The organism is Flavobacterium sp. ZE23DGlu08, assembly GCF_030505335.1.
Taxonomy (GTDB): domain Bacteria; phylum Bacteroidota; class Bacteroidia; order Flavobacteriales; family Flavobacteriaceae; genus Flavobacterium; species Flavobacterium algoritolerans.
In genome coordinates, this window is record NZ_CP130045.1 from 1,752,246 (window position 1) to 1,774,811 (window position 22,566).

15 protein-coding genes are annotated in these 22,566 nt (G+C 35.3%); 5 read left to right on the forward strand and 10 right to left on the reverse strand.

Annotated features, from left to right (window positions below):
• Positions 1–15 precede the first annotated feature (15 nt).
• A complete protein-coding gene (gene aspS / locus Q1W72_RS07720; protein ID WP_099713782.1) occupies positions 16–1,761 on the reverse strand; it encodes an aspartate--tRNA ligase in 1,746 nt (581 codons plus the stop codon).
• Between the two features lie 228 nt (positions 1,762–1,989).
• On the opposite strand from aspS, the gene Q1W72_RS07725 reads away from it, so the two are divergent.
• The gene (locus Q1W72_RS07725) at positions 1,990–2,337 is read left to right on the forward strand and encodes a toxin-antitoxin system YwqK family antitoxin (RefSeq protein ID WP_099713783.1); all 348 of its coding nucleotides are present in this window, start codon (positions 1,990–1,992) and stop codon (positions 2,335–2,337) included.
• 386 nt (positions 2,338–2,723) lie between these two features.
• Here Q1W72_RS07725 and Q1W72_RS07730 read toward each other — a convergent pair whose 3' ends face one another.
• The 8 genes from Q1W72_RS07730 to Q1W72_RS07765 all read right to left on the reverse strand — a co-directional run bounded on the left by Q1W72_RS07730 (position 2,724) and on the right by Q1W72_RS07765 (position 13,790).
• On the reverse strand, positions 2,724–4,409 hold the full coding sequence (locus Q1W72_RS07730) for a sodium/sugar symporter (protein WP_099713784.1): 1,686 nt from the start codon (positions 4,407–4,409) through the stop codon (positions 2,724–2,726).
• A 360-nt stretch (positions 4,410–4,769) separates the two neighbouring features.
• The gene (gene galE / locus Q1W72_RS07735) at positions 4,770–5,789 is read right to left on the reverse strand and encodes a UDP-glucose 4-epimerase GalE (RefSeq protein WP_302137804.1); all 1,020 of its coding nucleotides are present in this window, start codon (positions 5,787–5,789) and stop codon (positions 4,770–4,772) included.
• The gene (locus Q1W72_RS07740) at positions 5,786–6,838 is read right to left on the reverse strand and encodes a UDP-glucose--hexose-1-phosphate uridylyltransferase (protein ID WP_302137805.1); all 1,053 of its coding nucleotides are present in this window, start codon (positions 6,836–6,838) and stop codon (positions 5,786–5,788) included. The genes galE and Q1W72_RS07740 overlap by 4 nt, the downstream gene beginning before the upstream one ends.
• Positions 6,838–8,007, reverse strand: a complete 1,170-nt coding sequence (gene galK / locus Q1W72_RS07745; RefSeq protein WP_302137806.1) for a galactokinase — start codon at positions 8,005–8,007, stop codon at positions 6,838–6,840. The genes Q1W72_RS07740 and galK overlap by 1 nt, the downstream gene beginning before the upstream one ends.
• Before the next feature lie 120 nt (positions 8,008–8,127).
• A complete protein-coding gene (locus Q1W72_RS07750) occupies positions 8,128–10,554 on the reverse strand; it encodes a DUF4982 domain-containing protein (protein ID WP_302137807.1) in 2,427 nt (808 codons plus the stop codon).
• A 34-nt stretch (positions 10,555–10,588) separates the two neighbouring features.
• A complete protein-coding gene (locus Q1W72_RS07755) occupies positions 10,589–11,635 on the reverse strand; it encodes a glycosyl hydrolase 53 family protein (protein ID WP_302137808.1) in 1,047 nt (348 codons plus the stop codon).
• A gap of 6 nt (positions 11,636–11,641) precedes the next feature.
• Positions 11,642–12,736: a glycosyl hydrolase 53 family protein gene (locus Q1W72_RS07760; protein ID WP_302137809.1), complete on the reverse strand. Its 1,095-nt coding sequence runs from the start codon at positions 12,734–12,736 to the stop codon at positions 11,642–11,644.
• A 1-nt stretch (position 12,737) separates the two neighbouring features.
• Positions 12,738–13,790 (reverse strand): aldose epimerase family protein, encoded by a 1,053-nt coding sequence (locus Q1W72_RS07765; RefSeq protein WP_302137811.1) that lies wholly within the window; start codon positions 13,788–13,790, stop codon positions 12,738–12,740.
• 101 nt (positions 13,791–13,891) lie between these two features.
• Here Q1W72_RS07765 and Q1W72_RS07770 point away from each other — a divergent pair, with 101 nt between their 5' ends.
• From Q1W72_RS07770 to fsa, 3 genes are all read left to right on the forward strand, one after another.
• The gene (locus Q1W72_RS07770; RefSeq protein WP_282744219.1) at positions 13,892–14,890 is read left to right on the forward strand and encodes a GntR family transcriptional regulator; all 999 of its coding nucleotides are present in this window, start codon (positions 13,892–13,894) and stop codon (positions 14,888–14,890) included.
• Positions 14,891–15,292: 402 nt separating this feature from the next.
• Entirely contained in the window at positions 15,293–17,332 is a 2,040-nt protein-coding gene (locus Q1W72_RS07775) for a transketolase (protein ID WP_302137812.1), read from the forward strand.
• Between the two features lie 20 nt (positions 17,333–17,352).
• Complete coding sequence (gene fsa, locus Q1W72_RS07780) at positions 17,353–18,009, forward strand: fructose-6-phosphate aldolase (protein WP_121340722.1); 657 nt, start codon at positions 17,353–17,355, stop codon at positions 18,007–18,009.
• A gap of 190 nt (positions 18,010–18,199) precedes the next feature.
• On the opposite strand, the gene Q1W72_RS07785 is transcribed toward fsa, so the two are convergent.
• Positions 18,200–18,889, reverse strand: a complete 690-nt coding sequence (locus Q1W72_RS07785; RefSeq protein WP_099713793.1) for an NUDIX domain-containing protein — start codon at positions 18,887–18,889, stop codon at positions 18,200–18,202.
• A 715-nt stretch (positions 18,890–19,604) separates the two neighbouring features.
• On the opposite strand from Q1W72_RS07785, the gene Q1W72_RS07790 reads away from it, so the two are divergent.
• Positions 19,605–22,565 (forward strand): TonB-dependent receptor, encoded by a 2,961-nt coding sequence (locus Q1W72_RS07790; RefSeq protein WP_302137813.1) that lies wholly within the window; start codon positions 19,605–19,607, stop codon positions 22,563–22,565.
• The last annotated feature ends 1 nt before the right edge of the window (position 22,566 follow it).

Consider the following 22,566-nt stretch of genomic DNA (forward strand, 5'->3'; position numbering starts at 1 on the left):
ATCGATAAAGTACAACTACGCTAATTTTATATGCAACTCTTTTAATTGCAAATCATCAATTGCTGACGGAGCATCAATCATGACATCTCTTCCTGAATTATTTTTTGGAAAAGCAATGAAGTCACGAATTGTTTCCTGACCACCTAGAATTGCCACCAATCTATCCAATCCAAAAGCCAAACCTCCGTGTGGCGGTGCACCAAACTGGAAAGCATCCATTAAGAATCCGAATTGAGCCTTAGCTTCTTCTTCTGTAAAACCTAAATATTTAAACATCAATTGTTGTGTCGCTTTATCATGAATACGAATCGATCCACCACCAATTTCATTTCCATTCAAAACCATATCATACGCATTAGCACGAACTTTACCTGGATTCGTTTCCAATAAATGCATATCTTCTGGCTTGGGAGAAGTAAAAGGATGGTGCATAGCATGGTAACGACCGCTTTCTTCGTCAAATTCCAATAAAGGAAAATCAACTACCCAAAGAGGTGCAAATTCAGCCGGGTTTCTCAATCCTAATCGCGTTGCTAATTCCATACGCAATGCGCTTAATTGTCCACGCGTTTTATCGGCTGGACCAGAAAGCACAAAAATCATATCTCCAGCTTTTGCGCCAGTGATTTTTGCCCATTCCGTTAAATCGTCTTGATCGTAGAATTTATCTACTGATGATTTATAGGTTCCGTCTTCATTACATTTCACATAAACCATTCCAGATGCACCTACTTGAGGACGTTTGACCCAGTCAATTAATCCATCTATTTCCTTACGAGTATAGTTTCCAACTCCCGGAACCGCAATTCCCACCACTAATTCCGCAGCATTAAAAACTGGAAATTCTTTGTGTTGTGCCACTTCATTCAACTCGCCAAACTCCATTCCGAAACGGATGTCCGGCTTGTCATTCCCGTATGTTTTCATGGCGTATTCGTAGGTAATTCTTGGGAATTTTTCTACTTCAATGCCTTTTATTTCTTTTAATAAATGTCTTGTCAATCCTTCGAAAACATTCAAGATATCTTCTTGCTCCACAAAAGCCATCTCGCAATCGATTTGCGTAAATTCCGGCTGTCTGTCTGCACGTAAATCTTCGTCACGGAAACATTTCACGATTTGGAAATATTTATCCATTCCACCCACCATCAATAATTGCTTGAACGTTTGCGGTGATTGTGGTAACGCATAAAACTGCCCTTCATTCATTCGAGAAGGCACCACAAAATCTCTTGCTCCTTCTGGAGTAGATTTAATTAAATAAGGTGTTTCCACTTCACAAAAGTCTAAATCCGAAAGGTATTTACGCACTTCCATTGCTACTTTATGACGAAACATCAAACTGTTTTTCACCGGATTTCTTCGAATGTCAAGGTAACGGTATTTCATTCTGATATCCTCTCCACCGTCCGTTTCATCTTCAATTGTAAAAGGAGGCGTAAGAGAAGCGTTAAGAATAGTAAGTTGAGTAACTAAAATTTCAATCTCACCTGTTGCAATATTTTTATTTTTAGCTTCACGCTCAATAACAGTACCTTTTACCTGAATTACAAATTCACGACCAAGAGTTTTAGCCAATTCAAAAACTGATTTCTCTGAACGACCTTCGTCAAAAATTAATTGCGTAATTCCATAACGATCCCGTAAATCAACCCAGTTCATAAATCCCTTATCACGCGATTTTTGAACCCATCCCGCAAGTGTAACTTCTGTATTAATATGTGAGGCATTCAACTCGCCACAATTATGACTTCTATACATTATTCTAATTTTAAATTGTTTCGCCCTTAAGGCTCGGGTGCAAATTTAGGACTAATTATGAATAATGAATTGAGAAATACCATTTTTTAGTGTTAGATTTTTACTGAAAATTTTATTTCCAATGTTAAGTTTTACTCCAATGTTACTAAATTGTTAACTTAAAGTTTTTTTATTGTAAAATGTTTTATATATTTGTTAAGCTAATATGAATTTAAAAATCCAAACGACATGAAAAAATATATAATCTTAACCGCATTAATCTTCTCAGGTATAGCATTTGCTCAAGAAAACAATCCAAAATTAGAAGCTGTAGGTGAATTAGTAAAAACAACTTACTACTTTGAAAATGGAAAAGTACAACAAGAAGGTTTCTTTAAAAACGGGAAACTTGAAGGACTTTGGACTTCATATGACACAAATGGTAACAAACTATCTGTTGCTAATTATGAAAATGGAGAAAAAACTGGAAAATGGCTTTTTTGGAATGGTAACAACTTAAGCGAAGTAGACTATTCTAACAGCAGAATTGCTTCCGTAAAAACATGGAAACAAGAAGCATTGGTCAACAGAGACTAAAAAGCATCACTTAAAATATAAAAAAAGCTTCCGTTAATTTCGGAAGCTTTTTTTATGCCTACTATTTACTAAATAAGCAATAAATACAACTCTTTCAATCACTAGTTGAAAATTCTCAAAACAGAGCAATTAATCCGCCTGAAACACGGCTAATCTCGCAAGATTTACCAGTACTAATTCTGATATTTAAATTGTCTTAGAGAGATTATTTACTTTAACGACACAGAAATTCTTTTGTGGAAACGCTTTCAAAGTCTATTGTTACGTACTCCAAATACATTTAAAATCAAATGCCGTTTAGTTAAGTTTTCATTTGGGACTACCAACTGATCTTAACTAAACGGCAATGATAGTTATTCCTGTATCTTGAAACTAGTTGTTATATACTACCAGAACTTAGCGTACAATGCAAAAATAATCAATAAAGTAATTACGATTAATACTGTAGTTTGCGGTTTTACCTTGAACATCTCAGTATCTAACTCAAAAGCTTTTGGATTCACTTTTGGTCCGGCAAAACTCACTGCAATCATAATAAGCATTGTAAACATAAATGACAATCCCATACAAATGTGGAATGGTATTTCATATCCACCTTTTCCATTGGCGTAAGCCGTGTAAAGTAATGTTTCTGTGCCAAATAATGCCGGTGCAAATTCGTTAAACAAAACCGACAATAAGAAACCTGAAATCACCCCTATTATTGCAGCAGTACCAGTAGTTCTTTTCCAGAACATACCAAGGAAAAACATGGCGAAAACTCCAGGACTGATAAACCCTGTATATTTTTGGATATAAGTAAATCCACCTACACCACCAATTCCTAATATATCATTCCATGTAAACAAAACAGCAAGAAGCATCGCCGCAAAAACAGCATATCTTCCAATATTCACCTGGCTTCTGTCACTTGCATCTTTTTGAATGTATTTTTTATGCACATCTAAGGTATAAATAGTAGAAATACTATTCACTTTTCCAGCCAAAGAAGCAACAATTGCAGCCGTTAAAGCAGCAACAGACAATCCTTTTAATCCCGTAGGCAAGAACGTCAACACAGCAGAATACGCACCATCTTTACCACCTACTAATTGAGGTAAATGTCCGTTTTCATACAAAACATAAGCAGCAATACCTGGTAACATAACAATAAGCGGCATTAATAATTTCAAAATACCTGCAAACAAAATACCGGTACGAGCAGTTTGTAAATCGGCACCCAAAGCTCTCTGCGTAATGTATTGGTTACAACCCCAATAATTAAGATTAATAATCCAAATACCCGCCAAATAGGACATCATTCCCGGAAAAGTAAGATACTTATTAATATCGTTTTGAGAAGAAGTTGCTGTTGGTTCCGGGATAATCATTTTGAAATGATCCGGAGCTTCACGCATCAATACTTTGAAACCTGCAATTGCATTTTCTCCAACACCAAAATATTGTCCAACTGTAGTCAAAGCAATATATGACGTAACCAGTCCACCGATAATTAAAACCGCAACCTGAATTACATCCGTGTATGCCACCACTTTCATACCTCCTAAAGAGATCACTAAAGCAAAAACGGCAAGCCCAATCATAATAGCGTGTAAATATTCACCACCGGCCAATCCATTAATGGCAACAGCTCCTAAATATAAAATAGAGGTAAGATTTACAAATACATATAAGAACAACCAGAAAACGGCCATAATTAAAGCAGTTGATTCGTTATACCTTGTTTTTAAAAATTGAGGCATGGTATAAATCTTGTTTTTTAAATAAACAGGAATAAACCAAACGGCTACAATAATCAAAGCAATAGCGGCAATCCACTCATAAGCGGCAACTGCAATTCCTAAAAAGAATCCTTCCCCACTCATTCCAATAAACTGTTCAGCAGAAATATTAGAAGCAATCAAAGAAGCCCCAATAGCCCACCATGTCAATGTTCCCTCAGCCAGGAAATAGGCTTTGGCATCATGTTCGTTTTTCTCACGTTTGCGATAAACGGTATATCCGTAAGTGGACACCACGATAAAATAGATAATAAATACTGCGTAATCAGCAAAAGCAAGGTTCTGGTTCATGAGTAATTTGTTTTTTAGAAATTAATATAAATGAATGAGATTATTGTCTTGTAATATGTAATGTTTTTATTAGTGTAATTATACTGCTTTTTTTTAAACAAATCACACACAACTTGGCTTAAAACCAAACAATTCCATTATAGAATTGAATATAAAATGTGATATGTATTTTAATTTTATTGTTTTTTTATGAATTATGAAAGTCAAAAGTAAAATAAAAATATTTATTTACATCATTTATAAATGTATTTTTTACATTTATTATTATTGTATAGGTTAAATCTTAAAAAAAGCACTTAAACTACTATCTAAATCCCATTTTTATACGTGTTTCACAACAAAAATGGATTCCATAAATTTTTAACGGCTATTTCTGACCTTTTGTTCCCATTTCCAAGCACTGGCAATCGCTTCTTCCAGAGTTGACTGTGTTTTCCATCCAAGCACAGTATTCGCTTTATCGGTATTGGCATAAACCGAAGTCACATCGCCTTCTCTTCTTGGAACAATAGTATAAGGTAATTTTTGTCCGCTAACTTTTTCGAAAGCGCTAATCACTTCCAACACCGAGCTTCCGGTTCCGGTTCCCAAATTAAAAACTTCTAATTTCTCAGAATTCTTTTTGTTCATTAATCTTTGTAAAGCAATGACATGGGCTTTCGCCAAATCAACTACGTGAATATAATCGCGAACACAGGTTCCATCAACCGTTGGGTAATCATTTCCATAAACGGATAATGATTCACGCAAACCCATTCCGGTTTGAGTAATAAAAGGAACTAAATTTTGCGGTACACCCATAGGCAGTTCCCCAATTTCAGCTGATGGATGAGAACCTATTGGATTAAAGTAACGCAACAAAATAGCATTGACGTTACTTATTTTAGTGACATCGGTAATAATTTCTTCCCCAATTTGTTTGGTATTTCCATACGGAGACATAGCCGTTTGTACAGGCGTAGTTTCGGCAATGGGCATCACTTCGGCTTGACCATAAACGGTACAAGATGAACTAAAGATAAAATTGGCTTCCGGCTTTTTCTGTAACTCCTGTAAAATGTAAACCAGCGAAGCAACATTGTTTTCATAATACAACAAAGGCTCTTTCACACTTTCACCAACTGCTTTGGAGGCAGCAAAATGAATCACTCCGGCCACATCATCATGCTTCTGAAAGAAAGCTTGAACAGCTGCTTTATCTCTTAAATCTATTTGTTCAAAAAGCGGTTTTTTACCTGTAATTCGTTCTATGCCATCCAAAACATCAATCGAAGAATTAGACAAATTATCAACAACAACTACTTCAAAATTTTCATTTTGTAATTCTACTACGGTATGCGAACCAATGAATCCCAAACCTCCGGTAACAACTATTTTCATGACTTATTTTTGTAATGTACGTTAGACTGTTCTCTTAAAACCGCGGCACTTTTCTCAGGCGTAATATCCCGCTGTGATTCACCCATCATTTCATATCCTACCATAAATTTCTTTACGGTTGCAGATCGCAACAACGGTGGATAAAAATGCATGTGAAAATGCCATTCCGGATGCAATTCCCCATCAGTAGGTGACTGATGAATTCCTGATGAATATGGAAAAGACGTTTCAAAAAGATTATCATATTTTGTAGTCAATTGTTTTAAAATAACTGCAAAATCGGTTACTTCCGTTTCCGTAAAATCAGTTATTTTACTCACATTTCTCTTGCTGACAATCATCGTTTCATACGGCCAAATTGCCCAAAAAGGAACCAATGCCACAAAATGATCATTCTCAATAACAATGCGCTCGTCGAGTTTCATTTCTTCAGTTAAATAATCCTGAAAAAGTGTTTTGTTATGTTTTTCAAAATAAGCTTTTAAGTTATTTTGCGTTTTCTCCACCTCAGTTGGTAAAGACGATTGTGCCCAAATTTGCCCGTGAGGATGCGGATTACTGCAACCCATAACGCTTCCTTTATTTTCAAAAATCTGAACATGATTGATGTAGTCGACATCACCCAAATCCGTATATTCTTTTTGCCAGGTATGAATGATGTTTTCAATCGCAGTTGCTGGCATTTCAGGCAATGTCAAATTATGTTTTGGCGAAAAGCAAACCACACGAGAAATTCCTCTTTCTGGTTTAGCTCTAAAAAAAGTCTCCTTTTTGTTATCTTCAAATGCAATTTCTTCTTGCTTTAAAGCGGCAAAATCATTTTCAAAAACAAAAGAATTTTCATAATCCGGATTGACCATTCCATTTGCTCGAACATTTCCCGGACACAAATAACATGTTGGGTCATATTCCGGCAATGCATCCGAAGTTACTGTTTCATTTTGTCCCTGCCAAGGGCGTTTCGAACGGTGTGGAGAAACCAAAACCCATTCGTTGATTAACGGATTATAGCGTCTGTGCGGATCTTCGTTGATATCAAAATTTTTCATTATTTCGCGATATAAAGTGATGTTCCATTTCCGATTTTTACATCGTAAATTTTTAATTCTATTCCAAAAGTATCTAAATAAAGTGCAGAAAGCTGTTGTTTAATTCGCTCTTCATGTCCTTTTTTGATTAAGTTGATAGTGCAACCACCAAAGCCACCACCCATTAATCGGGAACCAACTACGGCTTCTTCCTTTTTAAGTGTATCCACAATCATGTCTAACTCAGCACAACTTACTTCATAATCAACCGATAGTCCCTCGTGTGTTTCGAACATTAATTTCCCTAAAACTTCAATCTTTCCATTATCTAATGCTTCACAGGCAAGTTTCACCCGATTGATTTCTTTTACCACAAAAAGACACCTTTTGAAAACATTTTCACTCATTATATGTTGCAATCCTAAAATATGTTCTTCCGTGCAATCTCTAAAACTCGTTATCTCAGGAAAATTATTTTTTATAATAGCAATACCCTCTTCACATTGCTGTCTTCTCTCATTATAAGCCGAAGTCATCAAGGAATGCTTTACATTCGAATCGAATAAAATCAAAGAATAATCATTAAAATCAGCATTATGGTATTCATATTCTAAGGTCTTGCAATCAATTTTTATGACTTTATTTTCTAAACCCATAACACTCGAAAACTGATCCATTATCCCGCAATTGATTCCTACCCAATGTTCAGCACTTTGTCCCATTAAGACAATATCAACCGGTTTTATTTTCAGTTCAAAAAGCTCGTTGATTCCAAACAAAAATCCACATTCCAATGCCGCCGAGGAAGACAAACCGGAACCTACAGGAATATTACTGCTAAAAACACAGTTGAATCCATCAAATTCAAACCCTTTAATTTTTAATTGATTGACAACACCTCGAATGTAATTCGTCCAAACATTATCGGTTAATTCCATTGATTCAGTAACGTCGATTTCAAACGAATCGTCAAGGTCAATCGCAATAATTTTCGAGGTATTGGAATTACTTTTTTCGAAAGCAAAACATATAATTTTATCAATCGCTGCCGGTAAAACATAACCATCATTGTAGTCAATATGTTCCCCGATAATATTAATTCTTCCCGGAGACAGCACTATTTTTTTGGGGGCTGAACCAAAACTTTCTTCAAAGAAAGCGGTCGTTTTTTTAATTAGAATATCGTTCATAATTTTAGTATTGATACGCTACTTTTTTTAAAAATTTCAGTTGTAGCGTTTAGTTATATTGCTGTTTTTAAATCATTTGTTTTCAAAAGTATTATTGCAATACTTACTTGCCTTTTCTATTTATTTTGTAGATACCAAGTTCAATTTTCCGCTCTTAAGCCCAGCACCATTTACTTCAAGTTTTATATCACCTGCGGTTGTTTTCGATTTTACAAGCACTACCAATTTTCCGCTAAAAAGTTTCATGGTATCTTTATGAAACATTTCTAGAGAAGTAGCATCGCCATTACAGGCAGCTCTATAAGTACCCGCTCCTGAAACCTTAAATCTTAATTGATTAGTCGCCGTAGGACAAAGAATTCCATTTTTATCCACTACAGATACGGTCACGAAAGATATATCTTCGCCATCGGCAGTGATTGTTTTCCTGTCCGCATCTAAAACAATTTTATAAGGCTTGCCGGCAGTACGTACTTCTTCTTCAGCAACAGCTTTTCCATTCTCATCATAAGCCACCACTTTTACCGTTCCTGGCTCATATTTCACATCCATCCACATCAGGCGATAGCGATTCTGTGGTGTACTTTTATTTTTTGTCTGCACTCCCATGCTTTTACCATTTATAAAAAGTTCAGCGCTGTTGTAACTCGTGTATACAAAAACAGGAGTTATCTCTCCTTCACGACCTTCCCAGTTCCAATGTGGGAGGATATGAAGCGTGGATTCTTTTGTATTCCAACGGCTTCGGTATAAATAATAACGGTCTTTTGGTAAACCGGCTAAATCGTTGATTCCAAAATAAGAACTTCGGGACGGCCAGCTTTCGTCATAAGGTGTAGGCTCTCCTAAATAATCAAAACCAGTCCAGACAAACTCACCAATTACCCATGGTTTATCATCTTGAAGCACAAAATCTTCATCAGGCACGTTAGACCAGCTACAGGCTTCCAAGTCATAAGAGGAAGATTGAAAATCTGGATATTGTTTCATTTTTTCTTGAACTACAGGGAATTTATAAATCCCTCTGGAGCTCACCGTTGAAGCTGTTTCTGAACCTAAAATAAACCCTTGCGGAAATTTTTTAAATGCTTCATCATATAAATGTACCCGATAATTCAATCCTGGAACATCCAGCAAAGCTCCAAAACCAGATTCCATAGTCGCTTTTACTTGATCCATACCAACCGTTACCGGACGTGTTGGGTCTTCTCTATGAAATAGTTCCTGCAGCCATTTAGCTCGTTTTACACCAGCTTCTCCCCATTGATCAGGCACTTCATTTCCAGAACTCCACATTACAATAGAAGGATGATTTCTTGTTGCCTGCACTAAATTGACGATATCTTTTTCAGCATATTCCTCAAAAAAACGATGGTAGCCATTTTCTACTTTTGGCAATACCCATTCATCAAAACTCTCTGCTAGAAACATAAAACCCATTTCATCCGCCAACTCCAATTGCTCGAAAGAGGGCATATTGTGCGAACTGCGAATCGCATTACAGCCCATATCTTTTAAAATCTCCATTTGCCTGCGCAACGCGGCTTTATTTACGGCAACTCCAAGCGGACCAAGATCGTGATGCAAACAAACTCCTTTAAATTTGGTTATCTTTCCATTAAGACTAAAGCCTTTATTGGCCTCGTATTTTATTTCGCGAATTCCAAAACGGGTTGAAATTTCATCCTTCAGTTCTTTCCCAACATATAATTGGGAAACCGCTTTATACAAATAAGGAGTTTCGGGACTCCATAATTTTGGGTTTTCTACTTTTAAATTTTGATCGAATTCCTTTCCGAATTGCATAATCGACTCCTCTGAACTAAGTTTTTGTCCTTCGGCATCAAAAATAGTGGTGACTAAACGAGTATTCTCCCCAGAAGCTTTGGTCTTAATATTAACTTTAGCAAGTTCTGAACTTATAAAAGGTGTCGTTACAAACTGTCCCCATTGGTCAATGCTTTCGTTATTTTTTATAATAACACTTACTTTTCGGTATAAACCGGCACCAGGATACCAGCGGGAAGCAAATTCTTTATTGGTTAGTTTTACTGACAATGTGTTTGCTCCTTCTTGTATAAATTGGGAAACATCAAAATAAAAATAACTATAGCCATACGCCCATTCTCCCACTTTTTTTCCGTTTAAATACACTTGAGGTTCGCTCATTGCGCCTTCAAAAAGCAAAATTATTTTTTTCCCTTTTACATCTTTAGGCAATGTGAATGTATTGCGATACCACGCTGTCCCGATATGAGGTAAAGCGCCAGTTCTTCCTGTTTTTTCGGTGGCTATATTTTCTCCGTTTTGAACGATGGCAACTTTTTGTATGTCTACATTTTTATCAAAAGGTCCGTAAATTGCCCAGTCATGCGGAACAGTTACGGATTCCCATTTCGAATCATTAAAATTTACTTTAATTGCCTCTTCAAAATCGCCTTTTTGAAATTTCCAATTGGTATCTAACACTTTAACTTCTCGTGTTTGAGACACAGCCAATTGTGTAAAAGTGAAACATACAAACAGAACGTGTATTACTTTCTTCATTTTCAAATCTTTTTTAAAATTTTATTAATCTAAATTATTCTTTAAACGCATCCAAAGCCGGCGAAGGTTTCCCGTCAGATTGCCAAGCACTTAACGAATAATGACTCCAACTCTTTTCGCCCTGTGGTTCCCAATAAATAACACCAAGTCCTTTGTTATTTGGCACTGCTTTGACCGCTTTGATTGTTGCTGCTAACATTTCGTACGTGTTTTGCACTTTGTCAGATTCACCGCCAACTTCTACAACCATCACTTCTTTGTTATATCTGGTAGCCATGTCGTTAAGATTATTCGCTAAATCCGCAATGGTTTCAGTATAATCTTTCTTGATCCAAAAAGGGTAATAGGACAGCCCAATCACATCGTACTTTACATTATTTGCCGTAGCATTATCAAAAAACCATCTGAATTTTTCACTATTGTTTCCTTCGTCAAGATGAACGATTACTTTGATTTTAGCATCAATAGCCTTTGTTGCTTCATAGCCTTTGTTGAGTAATTGTGCCAATTGGCTCCAATTTTTTGTACTTCCTTCCGGCCACATCATGCCTCCTGGAATTTCATTTCCTACTTGAACCCATTCCGGAGTAACTCCAACTGATTTTAATGCGCTCAAAACATCAAAAGTATGGTCGTACACATCCGTCATTAACTCTGAAAAAGTATGGTTTTCCCAAGCTTTTGGTTTGAATTGTTTGCCTGGATCGGCCCACGAATCACTGTAATGAAAATCAATCATGATACGCATTCCCATTTTTTGAGCACGCAAAGCCATGACAACAGTTTCTTCCTTGCTGCAATGTCCACTGGCTTTATCGTCATTTGGATTTACCCAAACGCGAAGACGAATGGTATTCATTCCTCTGTCTTTCAGCAGTTGCAAGCAATCTTTTTCAGAGCCATCAGTATCGTAAAATTTGTATCCTGTGGCTTCCATTTGTGGCAACCACCCCACATCTGCTCCTTTTGCAAAAGAACTCTTTGATGTTGTTTGAATATTTTTGGATATATTACAAGAATAAAGCACTGAAATCATTAAAGACATCAAAACGAATCGGAAATACATTGGTGAATTTTTCATCTGTACTTATTTATTAAAAACCTGCAAAACAGGTAATGCTTTATTATTAAAATCATAAAAGGCCTGATTTTCGAAAGTAGAGCCATTTGCGGCTTGATTCCCTTTGAAAGAAATCCATTCGCCTCCCCAATACGCAAATCCCAAGCCGTATTCAGACTCTTTTACGACTGTTTTTATTGCCAATACAAAACTTTTTTGCCCATCAGGAGTAGCAGGATACCCTGAAACCAGTTGTGAGTCTAAACCAACAATATTATTGGTCCAGTCATTATATCCTAACGTAAACGGATAAGCCGTTTCAGCAATAATTACTTTTTTATTGTATGTTTTTCCTAACGTATTAATGGTCGTTTTGACAACTTCTAAATCTTTTCCGTGCCAAATCGGGTAATAGGATAAACCAATATAATCGTAATCTACACTTTTAATTTTATTAAAAAACCAATTGGTATCCGAAGCTTTAACACCTGCATAATGAATCATTATCTTCGTATTTGGGGCTTTGGTACGAATAGTTGCACTTGCCGCAGATAATAAGGCCAGGCATTGAACTTCCTGATTAATTAAATGACCTTGTGGCCAAAGCAATCCACTATTTATTTCATTCCCTATTTGTATAATATCAGGATTAATTTCTGTAATAATTGTCGAAGTATAAGTAGCTACCGCCGTTTTTAAATCTGTAAAAGACAAATTTTTCCATTCAGCTGGTATCGTTTGCACTGCAGGATCAGCCCATGTGTCTGAATAATGAACGGTTAACCAAACTTTCATTCCTGCTTTTTTCACACGTGCCGCCAAAGCTTTTACTTCAGTCATTCCTGAGTGTCCGTTTGAAGGATTTTTCCAAAGACGAATTCGTACCGCATTACAACCTGCAGTTTTTAAAGTCGTAAGCATATCTTCCGCTTTGGTATTGTTGTATAAAATAGTTCCAGAACTTTCTATTTCCGGCAGAAAAGAAATATCCGCAGCTCTTATAAAAGTATCTTCCGCAACTGGCGGTTCAACTATTGGCGTTTCATTTGTATCATTGGCTGAACAAGAAAAAAACATTCCCAAGAGTGCAAATACTCCAAAAACAAAAATGTGTTTTTTCATATTAAAAAGATTGAAATTTATAAATGGTTTTGTGATAATACAGCTCTTCTTTTCTCAAAACTGAGTTGGGAAAATGCTTGTAATTTGGTGCATTAGGGAAATTTTGTGTCTCAAAACAAATACCGCTCAAAGCATGGTAATCCGCATTTTCTTTTCCTTTTAAAGTATTAAAACAATTACCGCCAACATAAATATGAACTCCGGGTTGGTTCGTATACACTGACATTTTTAAATTATTGCTTTTATTGAAAAGTGAAGCTGCAAATTCATTTTCTTTATTCAAAATAAAGGTATTGTCAATTTTAGAAGGACACTTTCTGGGCGATGTAAAATCAAACGGACAATTTGCTACGTTCAAAAACCTTCCGGTTGGAATATTCTCATTGGTTGTTTCTAACAATCTATGCGAGTTGACCATTATTTCTTGTTCAGAAATATTGGATTTGTGACCATCAAGATTAAAATAACTGTGATGCGTTAAATTCACAACAGTATCCTCTGTAGTTGATGCCGTGTAATTTATAATTAATTCATTTGCATCAGATAAAGTGTACGTCAATTCAACCGTTAAATCCCCAGGGAAATTTTCTTCTTGATGAGGGCTAAAATAAGCTAACGTTATAGAAGGACTTTTACCGTTATTTATATTTTTGACTTTCCATATTTTTTGACTGAAACCACTATTTCCACCATGTAAGGAATGATCCTTATAATTCTTTTTTAAACGAATTGATTCGCCATTTAATACAAATTCGCTGTCGTTTATTCTTCCTGCAAATCTTCCTACTGTTGCTCCAAAGTAAGGCGCGCTTTCCAAATCAAATGATTTGATGTAAGCCTCTAAAGTATCAAAACCCAAAACCACATCTACAAATTCACCGTTTTTCAGTGGCATTTTCAACGAGGTAATAGTTGCACCATAATTAGTAACTTTAAGCTGCATTCCGTTTTTGTTCGTCAATTCATAAAGAGAAACCTCTTCGCCATCTGATGTAAAACCAAATAATTTCATTGCAGAACTAGCTTTAAAATGTGATATGTGTTTTATTTTCATGATTTATTTATGAAATGTGAAAACCAAAAGTAAAATAATTATTATCAGTTACATACCAGTACCCACCAGTTTTTGTATCTTGCGAAAAAATTCATTCATTTATGAAAATTATTTCGATTCAAAATAATCTTGGAATTCCTAAATACAAACAAATTATCATTACCGTTGAGAAGGGAATTGAAGAAGGAAAATTAATAAAAGGAGACAAACTTCCCTCTGTAAACAAAGTCAGTTTAGAGTTTTCATTGTCTCGTGATACGGTTCTACTGGCCTATGATGAATTAAAAAAAAGAGGTATTATTTATGCAATTCCTGGAAAAGGATATTATGTAAAAAGTATCGCGGTTACCATAAAACAAAGGATATTTTTACTTTTTGATGAATTAAATATTTTTAAAGAAGACATCTACAACTCATTCTTGGAAAACATTGGGAATGACGTTCAGGTTGATATTTTCTTTCATCATTTTAATATTCAAGTTTTCCAAAAACTAATAAATGACAGTAATGGAAATTATACAAAATACATCATCATGCCTACCAATTTGGCTGAGGCGGCATCAGTTATAAAAACCCTACCAGTAAACGAAGTTTATATATTAGATCAAACCAATCCTGAACTAAATTCCTTTCCTGCGGTATATCAAAATCATAAAAAAGACATCTATGAAGGATTAATGAAAGCAAAATCCCGCTTAGTCAAATACAATAAAATAATCATGATATTTCCTGGATTTAGAGAACCTTTAGGAATGAAAATTGGTTTCGAAAACTTTTGTGAAAATTTTATTTTTGACCACGAAACCATCACGGAATTCAACAATAGAGCTATAGAAGCAGGAGAAGTTTATGTGATTCCAAATGACCGAGATCTCGTTCGTGTTATCGAAAAATCAAAGCTTCAAAACTTACAATTAGGGCGCGATTTTGGCATTATTTCCTATAACGAAACCCCTCTAAAAAAAGTAGTTGCCAATGGAATTACAACCATTTCCACCAATTTTGAAGCTATGGGGAAAATTTTGGCAGAGATGATTCTACAAGGCAAAAAAGAACAAATAGAAAACAAAAGCACGTTAATAATTCGAAATTCATTGTAGCAATTCAATCTTCTTATGGCAATACTATTTTTAAAAAATTAGTATTGCCATTTTTTATTGGCAAAAAAAATGCGATTCTTATTTTAAAACTGCAAGAAAAAAATTTATTTGTCATTGTTAAAAAAATTTGTTTACATTTGTAAATGTATTTTTTACACTTATTATTATTTTTCACACATAGCCACTAAAAAAGAAGCTGTTACTAATTAATTTTTGGTTTAAATGTAAAATATATTTTATCTGACACTGATTTTTTCGGTTAGTCGAGATAAATTTTTTAAGCTCAAATTTTAATATTTAGGAAAAAGTAAAATTTGCTACCGCTTATAAAACTTTGGACACAAATAATAAAACGAATCATATTATACTATTCAAAACACATTTAATTTTTACAATTTAAACATGAATAAAAAAATTGACAATTTAGCTGCTGACAATATTAGAGCATTAGCTATTTCGATGGTAGAAAAAGCGAATTCAGGCCATCCTGGAGGAGCCATGGGAGGCGCAGATTTTTTGCACATTTTATATACTGAGTACTTAAAATTTGACCCGACAGAAATGGATTGGTCATTCAGGGACCGTTTCTTTATGGATGCCGGACACCTTTCAGCCTTGATGTATTCCCAATATTATTTGTTGGGCAATTACAAAAAAGAAGATTTACAAAGCTTCAGACAATGGGGTTCCGTGACTCCTGGTCATCCGGAAGTAGATGTGCTTAGAGGAATAGAAAACACTTCAGGACCTTTGGGACAAGGACACGCAATGGGAGTGGGTGCTGCTATCGCCGCCAAATTTCTAGAGGCCAGATTCAAGGGAATTTTCAATCACAAAATATACGGTTTCATCACAGATGGTGGTGTTCAGGAAGAAATTTCTCAGGGAGCGGGTAGAATCGCCGGACATTTAGGCTTGAACAATTTCATCATGTTTTATGATTCGAATGATGTACAGCTTTCGTCCATGACAGATGAAGTAACTTCAGAGAATACGGCTATGAAATACGAAGCTTGGGGATGGAAAGTCATCACAATTGACGGACACGACCACGAGCAAATCAGAAAAGCATTGAACGAGGCCAATGAAGAATCAGAAAGACCAACCTTAATAATTGGAAAAACGATTATGGGAAAAGGTTGCGTTACCGCCAATGGCGATATATATGAAGGCGAATGTGAACTGCACGGAAAACCTATTGGTGATACGAAAGCTGATTATGTAAAAACCTTACTAAACCTTGGAGCAAATCCTGAAAATCCTTTTGCAATCTATGAAGATGTGGCAACGCATTATGATAAAATAAAAGCCAAAAAATCGGAAGAGGCCGCGTACAAAAAGCATCATGTAGCCACTTGGAAAAAAGAAAACCCGGTATTGGCTCAAAAAATGGATTCATTTCTATCCGGAAAACTTCCAGAACTGGATTTGAGTAATGTAGTCCAAAAAGCAAATGCCGCGACAAGAGATGCCTCATCGGCAGTATTAGCTTACTTAGCGGAACACGTGGAAAACATGATTGTTTCTTCGGCAGATTTATCCAACAGTGATAAGACGGATGGTTTCTTAAAAAAATCTTCTGTTTTACAAAAAAATGATTTCAGTGGTGCCTTTTTACAAGCCGGAGTGGCAGAATTGACTATGACTTCTATTGCTAACGGAATTGCCCTTCACGGAGGTGTGGTCCCAGTGGTAGCAACCTTTTTTGTATTCTCGGATTATATGAAACCTGCCATTCGATTAGCCGCAATTCAGGAATTACCGGTGAAATATGTCTTGACACACGATTCTTTCCGAGTGGGCGAAGACGGACCAACCCACCAACCTATTGAACAGGAAGCACAAATGCGTTTGTTGGAAAAAATAAAAAACCATTCGGGCAACCAAAGTTTATTAGCGCTCCGCCCTGCCGATGCTATTGAAACTTCAGTGGCTTGGGATATGGCTTTGAAAAACACCTCTACCCCAACAGCTTTGATTCTTTCGAGACAAAACATCAAAGACATTCCTGCAACTGGAACTTCAAGATATGAAGAAGCAACCGAAGCTAAAAAAGGAGGTTATTTGGTTAAATCTACACCAAATCCTGACATTACATTAATCGCAAATGGATCAGAAGTGGCCACCCTTTTGGAAGCTGCAATTATTTTAGAAAAAGAAAAAAATCTAACTATAAACGTAGCCTCAATTATATCTGAAGGTTTGTTCAAATCACAACCAAAAGCGTATCAGGAAAGCATTATTCCAAAAGGAAAATTAGTGTTCGGACTTACTGCCGGACTTCCGGTAAACTTAGAAGGCTTAATTGGCGACAGCGGAAAAATAGTTGGATTGGAGCATTTTGGATATTCAGCACCAGCAAGTGTATTGGATCAAAAATTTGGATTTACAAGTGAAAGCGTTTGCACAGAAATCCTAAAGTACATTGAAGAAAATAAATAAACATTTAAATAAATAAAGACATGAAATTTTTTATAGACACAGCAAATTTAAAAGACATAAAAGAAGCTAATGATTTAGGAATTCTGGATGGTGTAACCACAAATCCTTCGCTAATGGCGAAAGAAGGAATTACCGGTGCAGATAATATTATTGCTCATTATGTAAAAATATGCGAATTAGTTGACGGTGATGTTAGTGCCGAAGTAATTTCGACAGATTTTGCAGGTATGGTTGCCGAAGGTGAAAAACTGGCTGCTTTGCATCCTCAAATCGTGGTGAAAATACCTATGATTAAAGACGGAATAAAAGCCATAAAATACTTTTCGAATAAAGGAATAAGAACCAATTGCACCTTGGTATTTTCAGCAGGACAAGCCTTACTTGCCGCCAAAGCCGGCGCCACTTATGTTTCGCCCTTCATAGGAAGATTAGATGATATTTCTACAGATGGAATGGCATTGATTGCCGAAATCAAGCTGATTTATGATAATTACGGATATGAAACACAAATTTTGGCGGCATCCGTTCGTCACGTCATGCACATTTTAAATTGTGCTAAAATTGGCGCCGATGTCATAACCGGACCATTAAGCGCTATTGAAGGTTTACTAAAACATCCGCTTACGGATAGTGGTTTAGCCACTTTCTTAGCCGATTATAATAAAGGAAATAGTTAGGAATTTAAATTTTATTTGGGACTGCACTTTGCCATTCTAAGAGTAGTTCGCATTTATAAAACTATTCTGAACATCATTGAAGTTGTAGTCAATCAAAGAATTAAAGAATAGTTTTTTCAGGATTAATTATAAAAAAAGGAAGCCTCAATTAAGAGACTTCCTTTTTTAGTTTATGATTATAAAGAATGACTTATAGGTTTAAAACAAAATCATTCAAGAGTTTTGCATCGTATTTTTCTTTATCAAAAGTATAAAGATAAGATCCTTTTCGGGAGGACATCATATCTTTTTCCTCGAGTTTTATCAGAATATCTAGTGAGTTTATTTTGCTGATGAAGTTTCTTTTATCCAATTCCTTACTAAGAATCGCTTCGTACAATTCCAACAGTTGGCGCATGGTGAATTTCTCCGGTAAAAGTTCAAATCCAACAGGTTTGATAGACGTTCTATAACGCAATCTTCTTATGGCATGTCTTAACATCGTGTCGTGGTCAAAAATCAATTTTGGAGCATTCGCAACGCTAAACCATTGTGCATGATAATTTTGAATTAATTCTGCATTATGGTTTTCAATATTGATTAATGCAAAATAAGCAACAGAAATAGTTCTTTCTACAGGATCACGGTCAATCTCACTATAGGCATGCAATTGTTCCATATAAATATCTTGAAGACCAGTGTAGGAATCCAGTATTCTGATGGCAGCGCTATCTAATACTTCATCTTTCTTAAGAAATCCACCTATTAAAGACCATTTGCCTTTTTCAGGTTCAAAATCTCTTTTAATCAAAAGTATTTTTAAGCCTTCGTTATCAAAACCAAAAATGATACAATCTACTGCCAGTAAAACTTTATCAGCAGAACTATAACTATTTAACATAATATGTTTTTTAGGGTAAATATATAAACTTCTCTAAAGGTTTCATAATTTATTAATGTTGATTTTACACTTAGTCCACTAAAACCCTGTAATCCCAAAAAAATTTCGTTTAATAAACTCCTGAATACTATTCCGCAGATTTGATTTTTACAAAAAACGGTTTCATTAATTAGTAATAGCAAAACTTCAAACCAGCAGATTAAACCATTTATTTTTCTTGTATTTCAATCGATTGCGAAGAATATTCGCCATTTATTGAACCGAAAATTAGTTTTTCATAAAAAACAATACGCCAAAATGAAGACTTTTTTTACAATATCACTCTGATTTTCAAATTAAAACTGATTTAAAAGGCAATTATTCCGCTGTTTTATAAAATAATTTTCACGGGCAATTTATTGTAGAAATGTTTGTTTTTTCACATAAAGTGTAAATTTTACACAAATTAACTCCAAAAACAGATGTATTTTTTACAAAAACATAATTTTAAAATGTTGATTTTACACTTAATTTAAAAAATGCATTTTTTTTTCCTCTTTTTTTTATCATATTAATTTGTTTTTGTGCTTTTTTTTTAATTAAATTTACAAATGTAAAACACACACTTATAATTAACCTAAATAATAACCGAATGAAAACAAACCACCGATTATTTCTTTATTGTAATTTTTTATTACCAAAAAAAGAATGGCTTCTAGCAATAATAGTTATGCTAATGGCAACTATTAATGTTTCAGCTCAAAATACTCAAATTGTTACCGGAATTGTTACCTCAGCAAAAGACAAAATGCCTGCGCCAGGAGTAAATATTTTAATCAAAGGAACTAATACAGTAACCACAAGTGATCTTGACGGGCAATATTCCATAAAAGCTGCACCAAGTGACATCCTTGTATTTTCATATATAAGTTATGCAAGTCAAGAAATTGCAGTGGGTACTAAAACACAAATTAACGTAGCTCTAAAAGACGATCTTACTGCACTTGACGAAGTTGTTGTAATTGGATACGGAACACAAAAGAAATCAGACCTTTCTGGATCAGTTGGAGTTGTCAACATGGAATCTGCTAAAAAAACAGTGACATACGATGCTGCAAAAATGCTTCAAGGACAAGTTGCAGGGGTAACCGTGCAATCCTCTGGAGAACCGGGTGGATTTGTAAATATTAAAATTAGAGGTCTGAACTCTTTTAGCAATAACAACCCACTTTTTGTAATAGACGGAATGATTGTAGACTCACCGTTTGATTTTGCTCCAGGAGATATCGAATCTATGCAAGTACTTAAAGATGCTTCTTCGGCTGCTATTTACGGAGTTCGTGGTGCTAATGGTGTAGTAATTATTACGACCAAAAAAGGAAAAGCCGGAAAACTGAATATCAAATATAAATCCCTTGTCGGTTTTCAAAACGTAGCTAAAACTTGGGATGTAACTGATAGATTAGGCTATCAAAACATAACCAGTGCAGCAGAATTGAATGCTGGATTAAGCGTTGCTCCAGGAAATGATCCTAACAACAGCAATTATATCAGTAATGTAAATACAGATTGGCAAGATGCCGCTTATGAAACTGGAATTATAGAGAATCATTCGTTAGCATTTAATGGTGGTACAGAAGATTTAGCCTATAATATGAATATGGATTATTTCAAAAACAGCAGCTACATCAAATCTCCTCAAGATTACGAAAGACTATCCATGAACTTGAATTTGAATGGTAAAAAAGGAAAATTCAAATACGGTACTAAAATAGGATTCACACAATCTGACAAAGAAAACTTTAACAGTTATGTTGGGGAAACTGCTATTGCAGCTTTGTTAGGTGCTATTCCGACGATGCCAGTATACGATGAAAATAGATTAGGTGGTTACGGAGGTACTGATAATTTAACTCAAAGAGCCATTTCACTTAACGTTATAGGATTCAACAACTTAATCGAAAACAATGGGAAAAGAAACCGTTTCATTGGGAATATTTGGGGAGAATATGAAATCGTAAAAGGATTAAAATATAAACTAGACGCCAGTTTTGACAGATTAGATTATCAAAACAGAAAATTTGTTCCGCAAAGTGACTTAGGATGGTATTATATTACAACCAAAGAAGAAGCATCTCTAGATGTATCAACTGGTAATGAGACTAAAACGTTTCTTAACAACCTATTAACCTACTCATTAGACATCAACAAACATAAATTTGATGCTTTAGCGGGTTGGGTACAAGAAAGAAAAGACTATTACAACCACTGGTCAAGAGGTGTAGGATATGATTTTGGTGAAATCAGCAAATTGCAATATGCTGATGATAACAGTACAGGCGAGTCTAACACTACTATTACTGGTACATCATACATAAGCCGTATCAATTACTCATTTGATGATCGTTATTTGTTTCAAGCCAACTTTAGACAAGATAAATCGTCGCTTTTTAGTGAAAAATACAACACGACAAATGCGTACTCTTTCTCAGGAGCTTGGAAATTGAGCAACGAAAAATTCATTCACTTACCTGAATGGGTAAACACAATCAAACTAAGAGGTAGTTATGGTAAATTAGGAAACAACACAATTCCAGCCTATTTCTTCGCCACAACAATCAATAGTTTTGCGGGTTACAATTTCAACAACGAATTGGCTCCAGGAACAACAGTTGTCGCTTCTTTAGATCCAAATGTACGATGGGAAGATAATAAAACAACAGACGTAGCAGTTGAGCTTGGATTGTTTAATAATGCTTTACAGTTTACAGCAGAGTATTTTGTAAAAAACTCTTCTAATTTATTAGTGGGTGTTCCATTACCTTTTTCTACTGGAGCTTTCCCTGCAAGTATTACTACTAATGCCGGTGCAATGAGAAACAAAGGATTTGAATTTTCTGCATCCTATAACAACAATAACAATGCTTTCAAATACAGCATATCTGCTAATTTAGGAACGTTGAAAAATGAAGTATTGCAAATTGGTATCAACGGAAATCCAATCTATGGTGCTGCTTCAAAAACAGAAGTTGGTCGATCTATGGGTGAAATTTATGCCTACGAGACGGATGGAATTTTCCAAAACGCGGCTGAACTTGCTGCTGCTCCAACGCAAACTAATGCTGGGGTTGGAGATATTAAATTCAAAGACATCAATGGAGACGGAATGATTAGTGATCTTGACAGAACCTTTCAAGGAGTTACAATTCCTAAATACAGTTACGGAATGAACCTTAGCGGTTCTTACAAAAACTGGGATATCTCTATGTTTTGGCAAGGTGCCGGAGGAAACAAAGTTTTCAATAGCATATACCGTAATTTAATGGCGGGACAATATGGAAACCACAGCACTGATATGCTTAATTACTGGACACCTACAAATACGAATACAAATGTTCCTCGTCCAATTATTGGTGATCCGAATGCCAACGGAAGAGATTCAAACCGATTCATAGAAGATGGAGATTACATAAAACTGCAAACTATGGAAATTGGATATGAAATTCCAGTTCCGACTACCAGTTTTATTCAAAAAGCAAAATTGTTTGTAAACGGGCAAAACCTATTAATTATCAGTAAATATAGAGGAAGCGATCCTGATTTTAATAGCAACGACGGATCCTTCTCAAGAGGATATGACGGAGGTTCTTTCCCTAATCCTAGAACGATTTCTTTAGGACTTGAAGTGAATTTTTAAA

What these genes read in the sequence shown, in the direction of transcription:
- galE (WP_302137804.1), bottom strand. Translation starts at nt 5,789, where the DNA reads ATGAAAATAGTTGTTACCGGAGGTTTGGGATTCATTGGTTCGCATACC.
- Q1W72_RS07755 (WP_302137808.1), bottom strand. Translation starts at nt 11,635, where the DNA reads ATGAAAAATTCACCAATGTATTTCCGATTCGTTTTGATGTCTTTAATG.
- Q1W72_RS07760 (WP_302137809.1), bottom strand. Translation starts at nt 12,736, where the DNA reads ATGAAAAAACACATTTTTGTTTTTGGAGTATTTGCACTCTTGGGAATG.
- Q1W72_RS07730 (WP_099713784.1), bottom strand. Translation starts at nt 4,409, where the DNA reads ATGAACCAGAACCTTGCTTTTGCTGATTACGCAGTATTTATTATCTAT.
- aspS (WP_099713782.1), bottom strand. Translation starts at nt 1,761, where the DNA reads ATGTATAGAAGTCATAATTGTGGCGAGTTGAATGCCTCACATATTAAT.
- Q1W72_RS07765 (WP_302137811.1), bottom strand. Translation starts at nt 13,790, where the DNA reads ATGAAAATAAAACACATATCACATTTTAAAGCTAGTTCTGCAATGAAA.
- Q1W72_RS07790 (WP_302137813.1), top strand. Translation starts at nt 19,605, where the DNA reads ATGGCAACTATTAATGTTTCAGCTCAAAATACTCAAATTGTTACCGGA.
- Q1W72_RS07775 (WP_302137812.1), top strand. Translation starts at nt 15,293, where the DNA reads ATGAATAAAAAAATTGACAATTTAGCTGCTGACAATATTAGAGCATTA.
- Q1W72_RS07725 (WP_099713783.1), top strand. Translation starts at nt 1,990, where the DNA reads ATGAAAAAATATATAATCTTAACCGCATTAATCTTCTCAGGTATAGCA.
- Q1W72_RS07750 (WP_302137807.1), bottom strand. Translation starts at nt 10,554, where the DNA reads ATGAAGAAAGTAATACACGTTCTGTTTGTATGTTTCACTTTTACACAA.
- Q1W72_RS07785 (WP_099713793.1), bottom strand. Translation starts at nt 18,889, where the DNA reads ATGTTAAATAGTTATAGTTCTGCTGATAAAGTTTTACTGGCAGTAGAT.
- galK (WP_302137806.1), bottom strand. Translation starts at nt 8,007, where the DNA reads ATGAACGATATTCTAATTAAAAAAACGACCGCTTTCTTTGAAGAAAGT.
- Q1W72_RS07770 (WP_282744219.1), top strand. Translation starts at nt 13,892, where the DNA reads ATGAAAATTATTTCGATTCAAAATAATCTTGGAATTCCTAAATACAAA.
- fsa (WP_121340722.1), top strand. Translation starts at nt 17,353, where the DNA reads ATGAAATTTTTTATAGACACAGCAAATTTAAAAGACATAAAAGAAGCT.
- Q1W72_RS07740 (WP_302137805.1), bottom strand. Translation starts at nt 6,838, where the DNA reads ATGAAAAATTTTGATATCAACGAAGATCCGCACAGACGCTATAATCCG.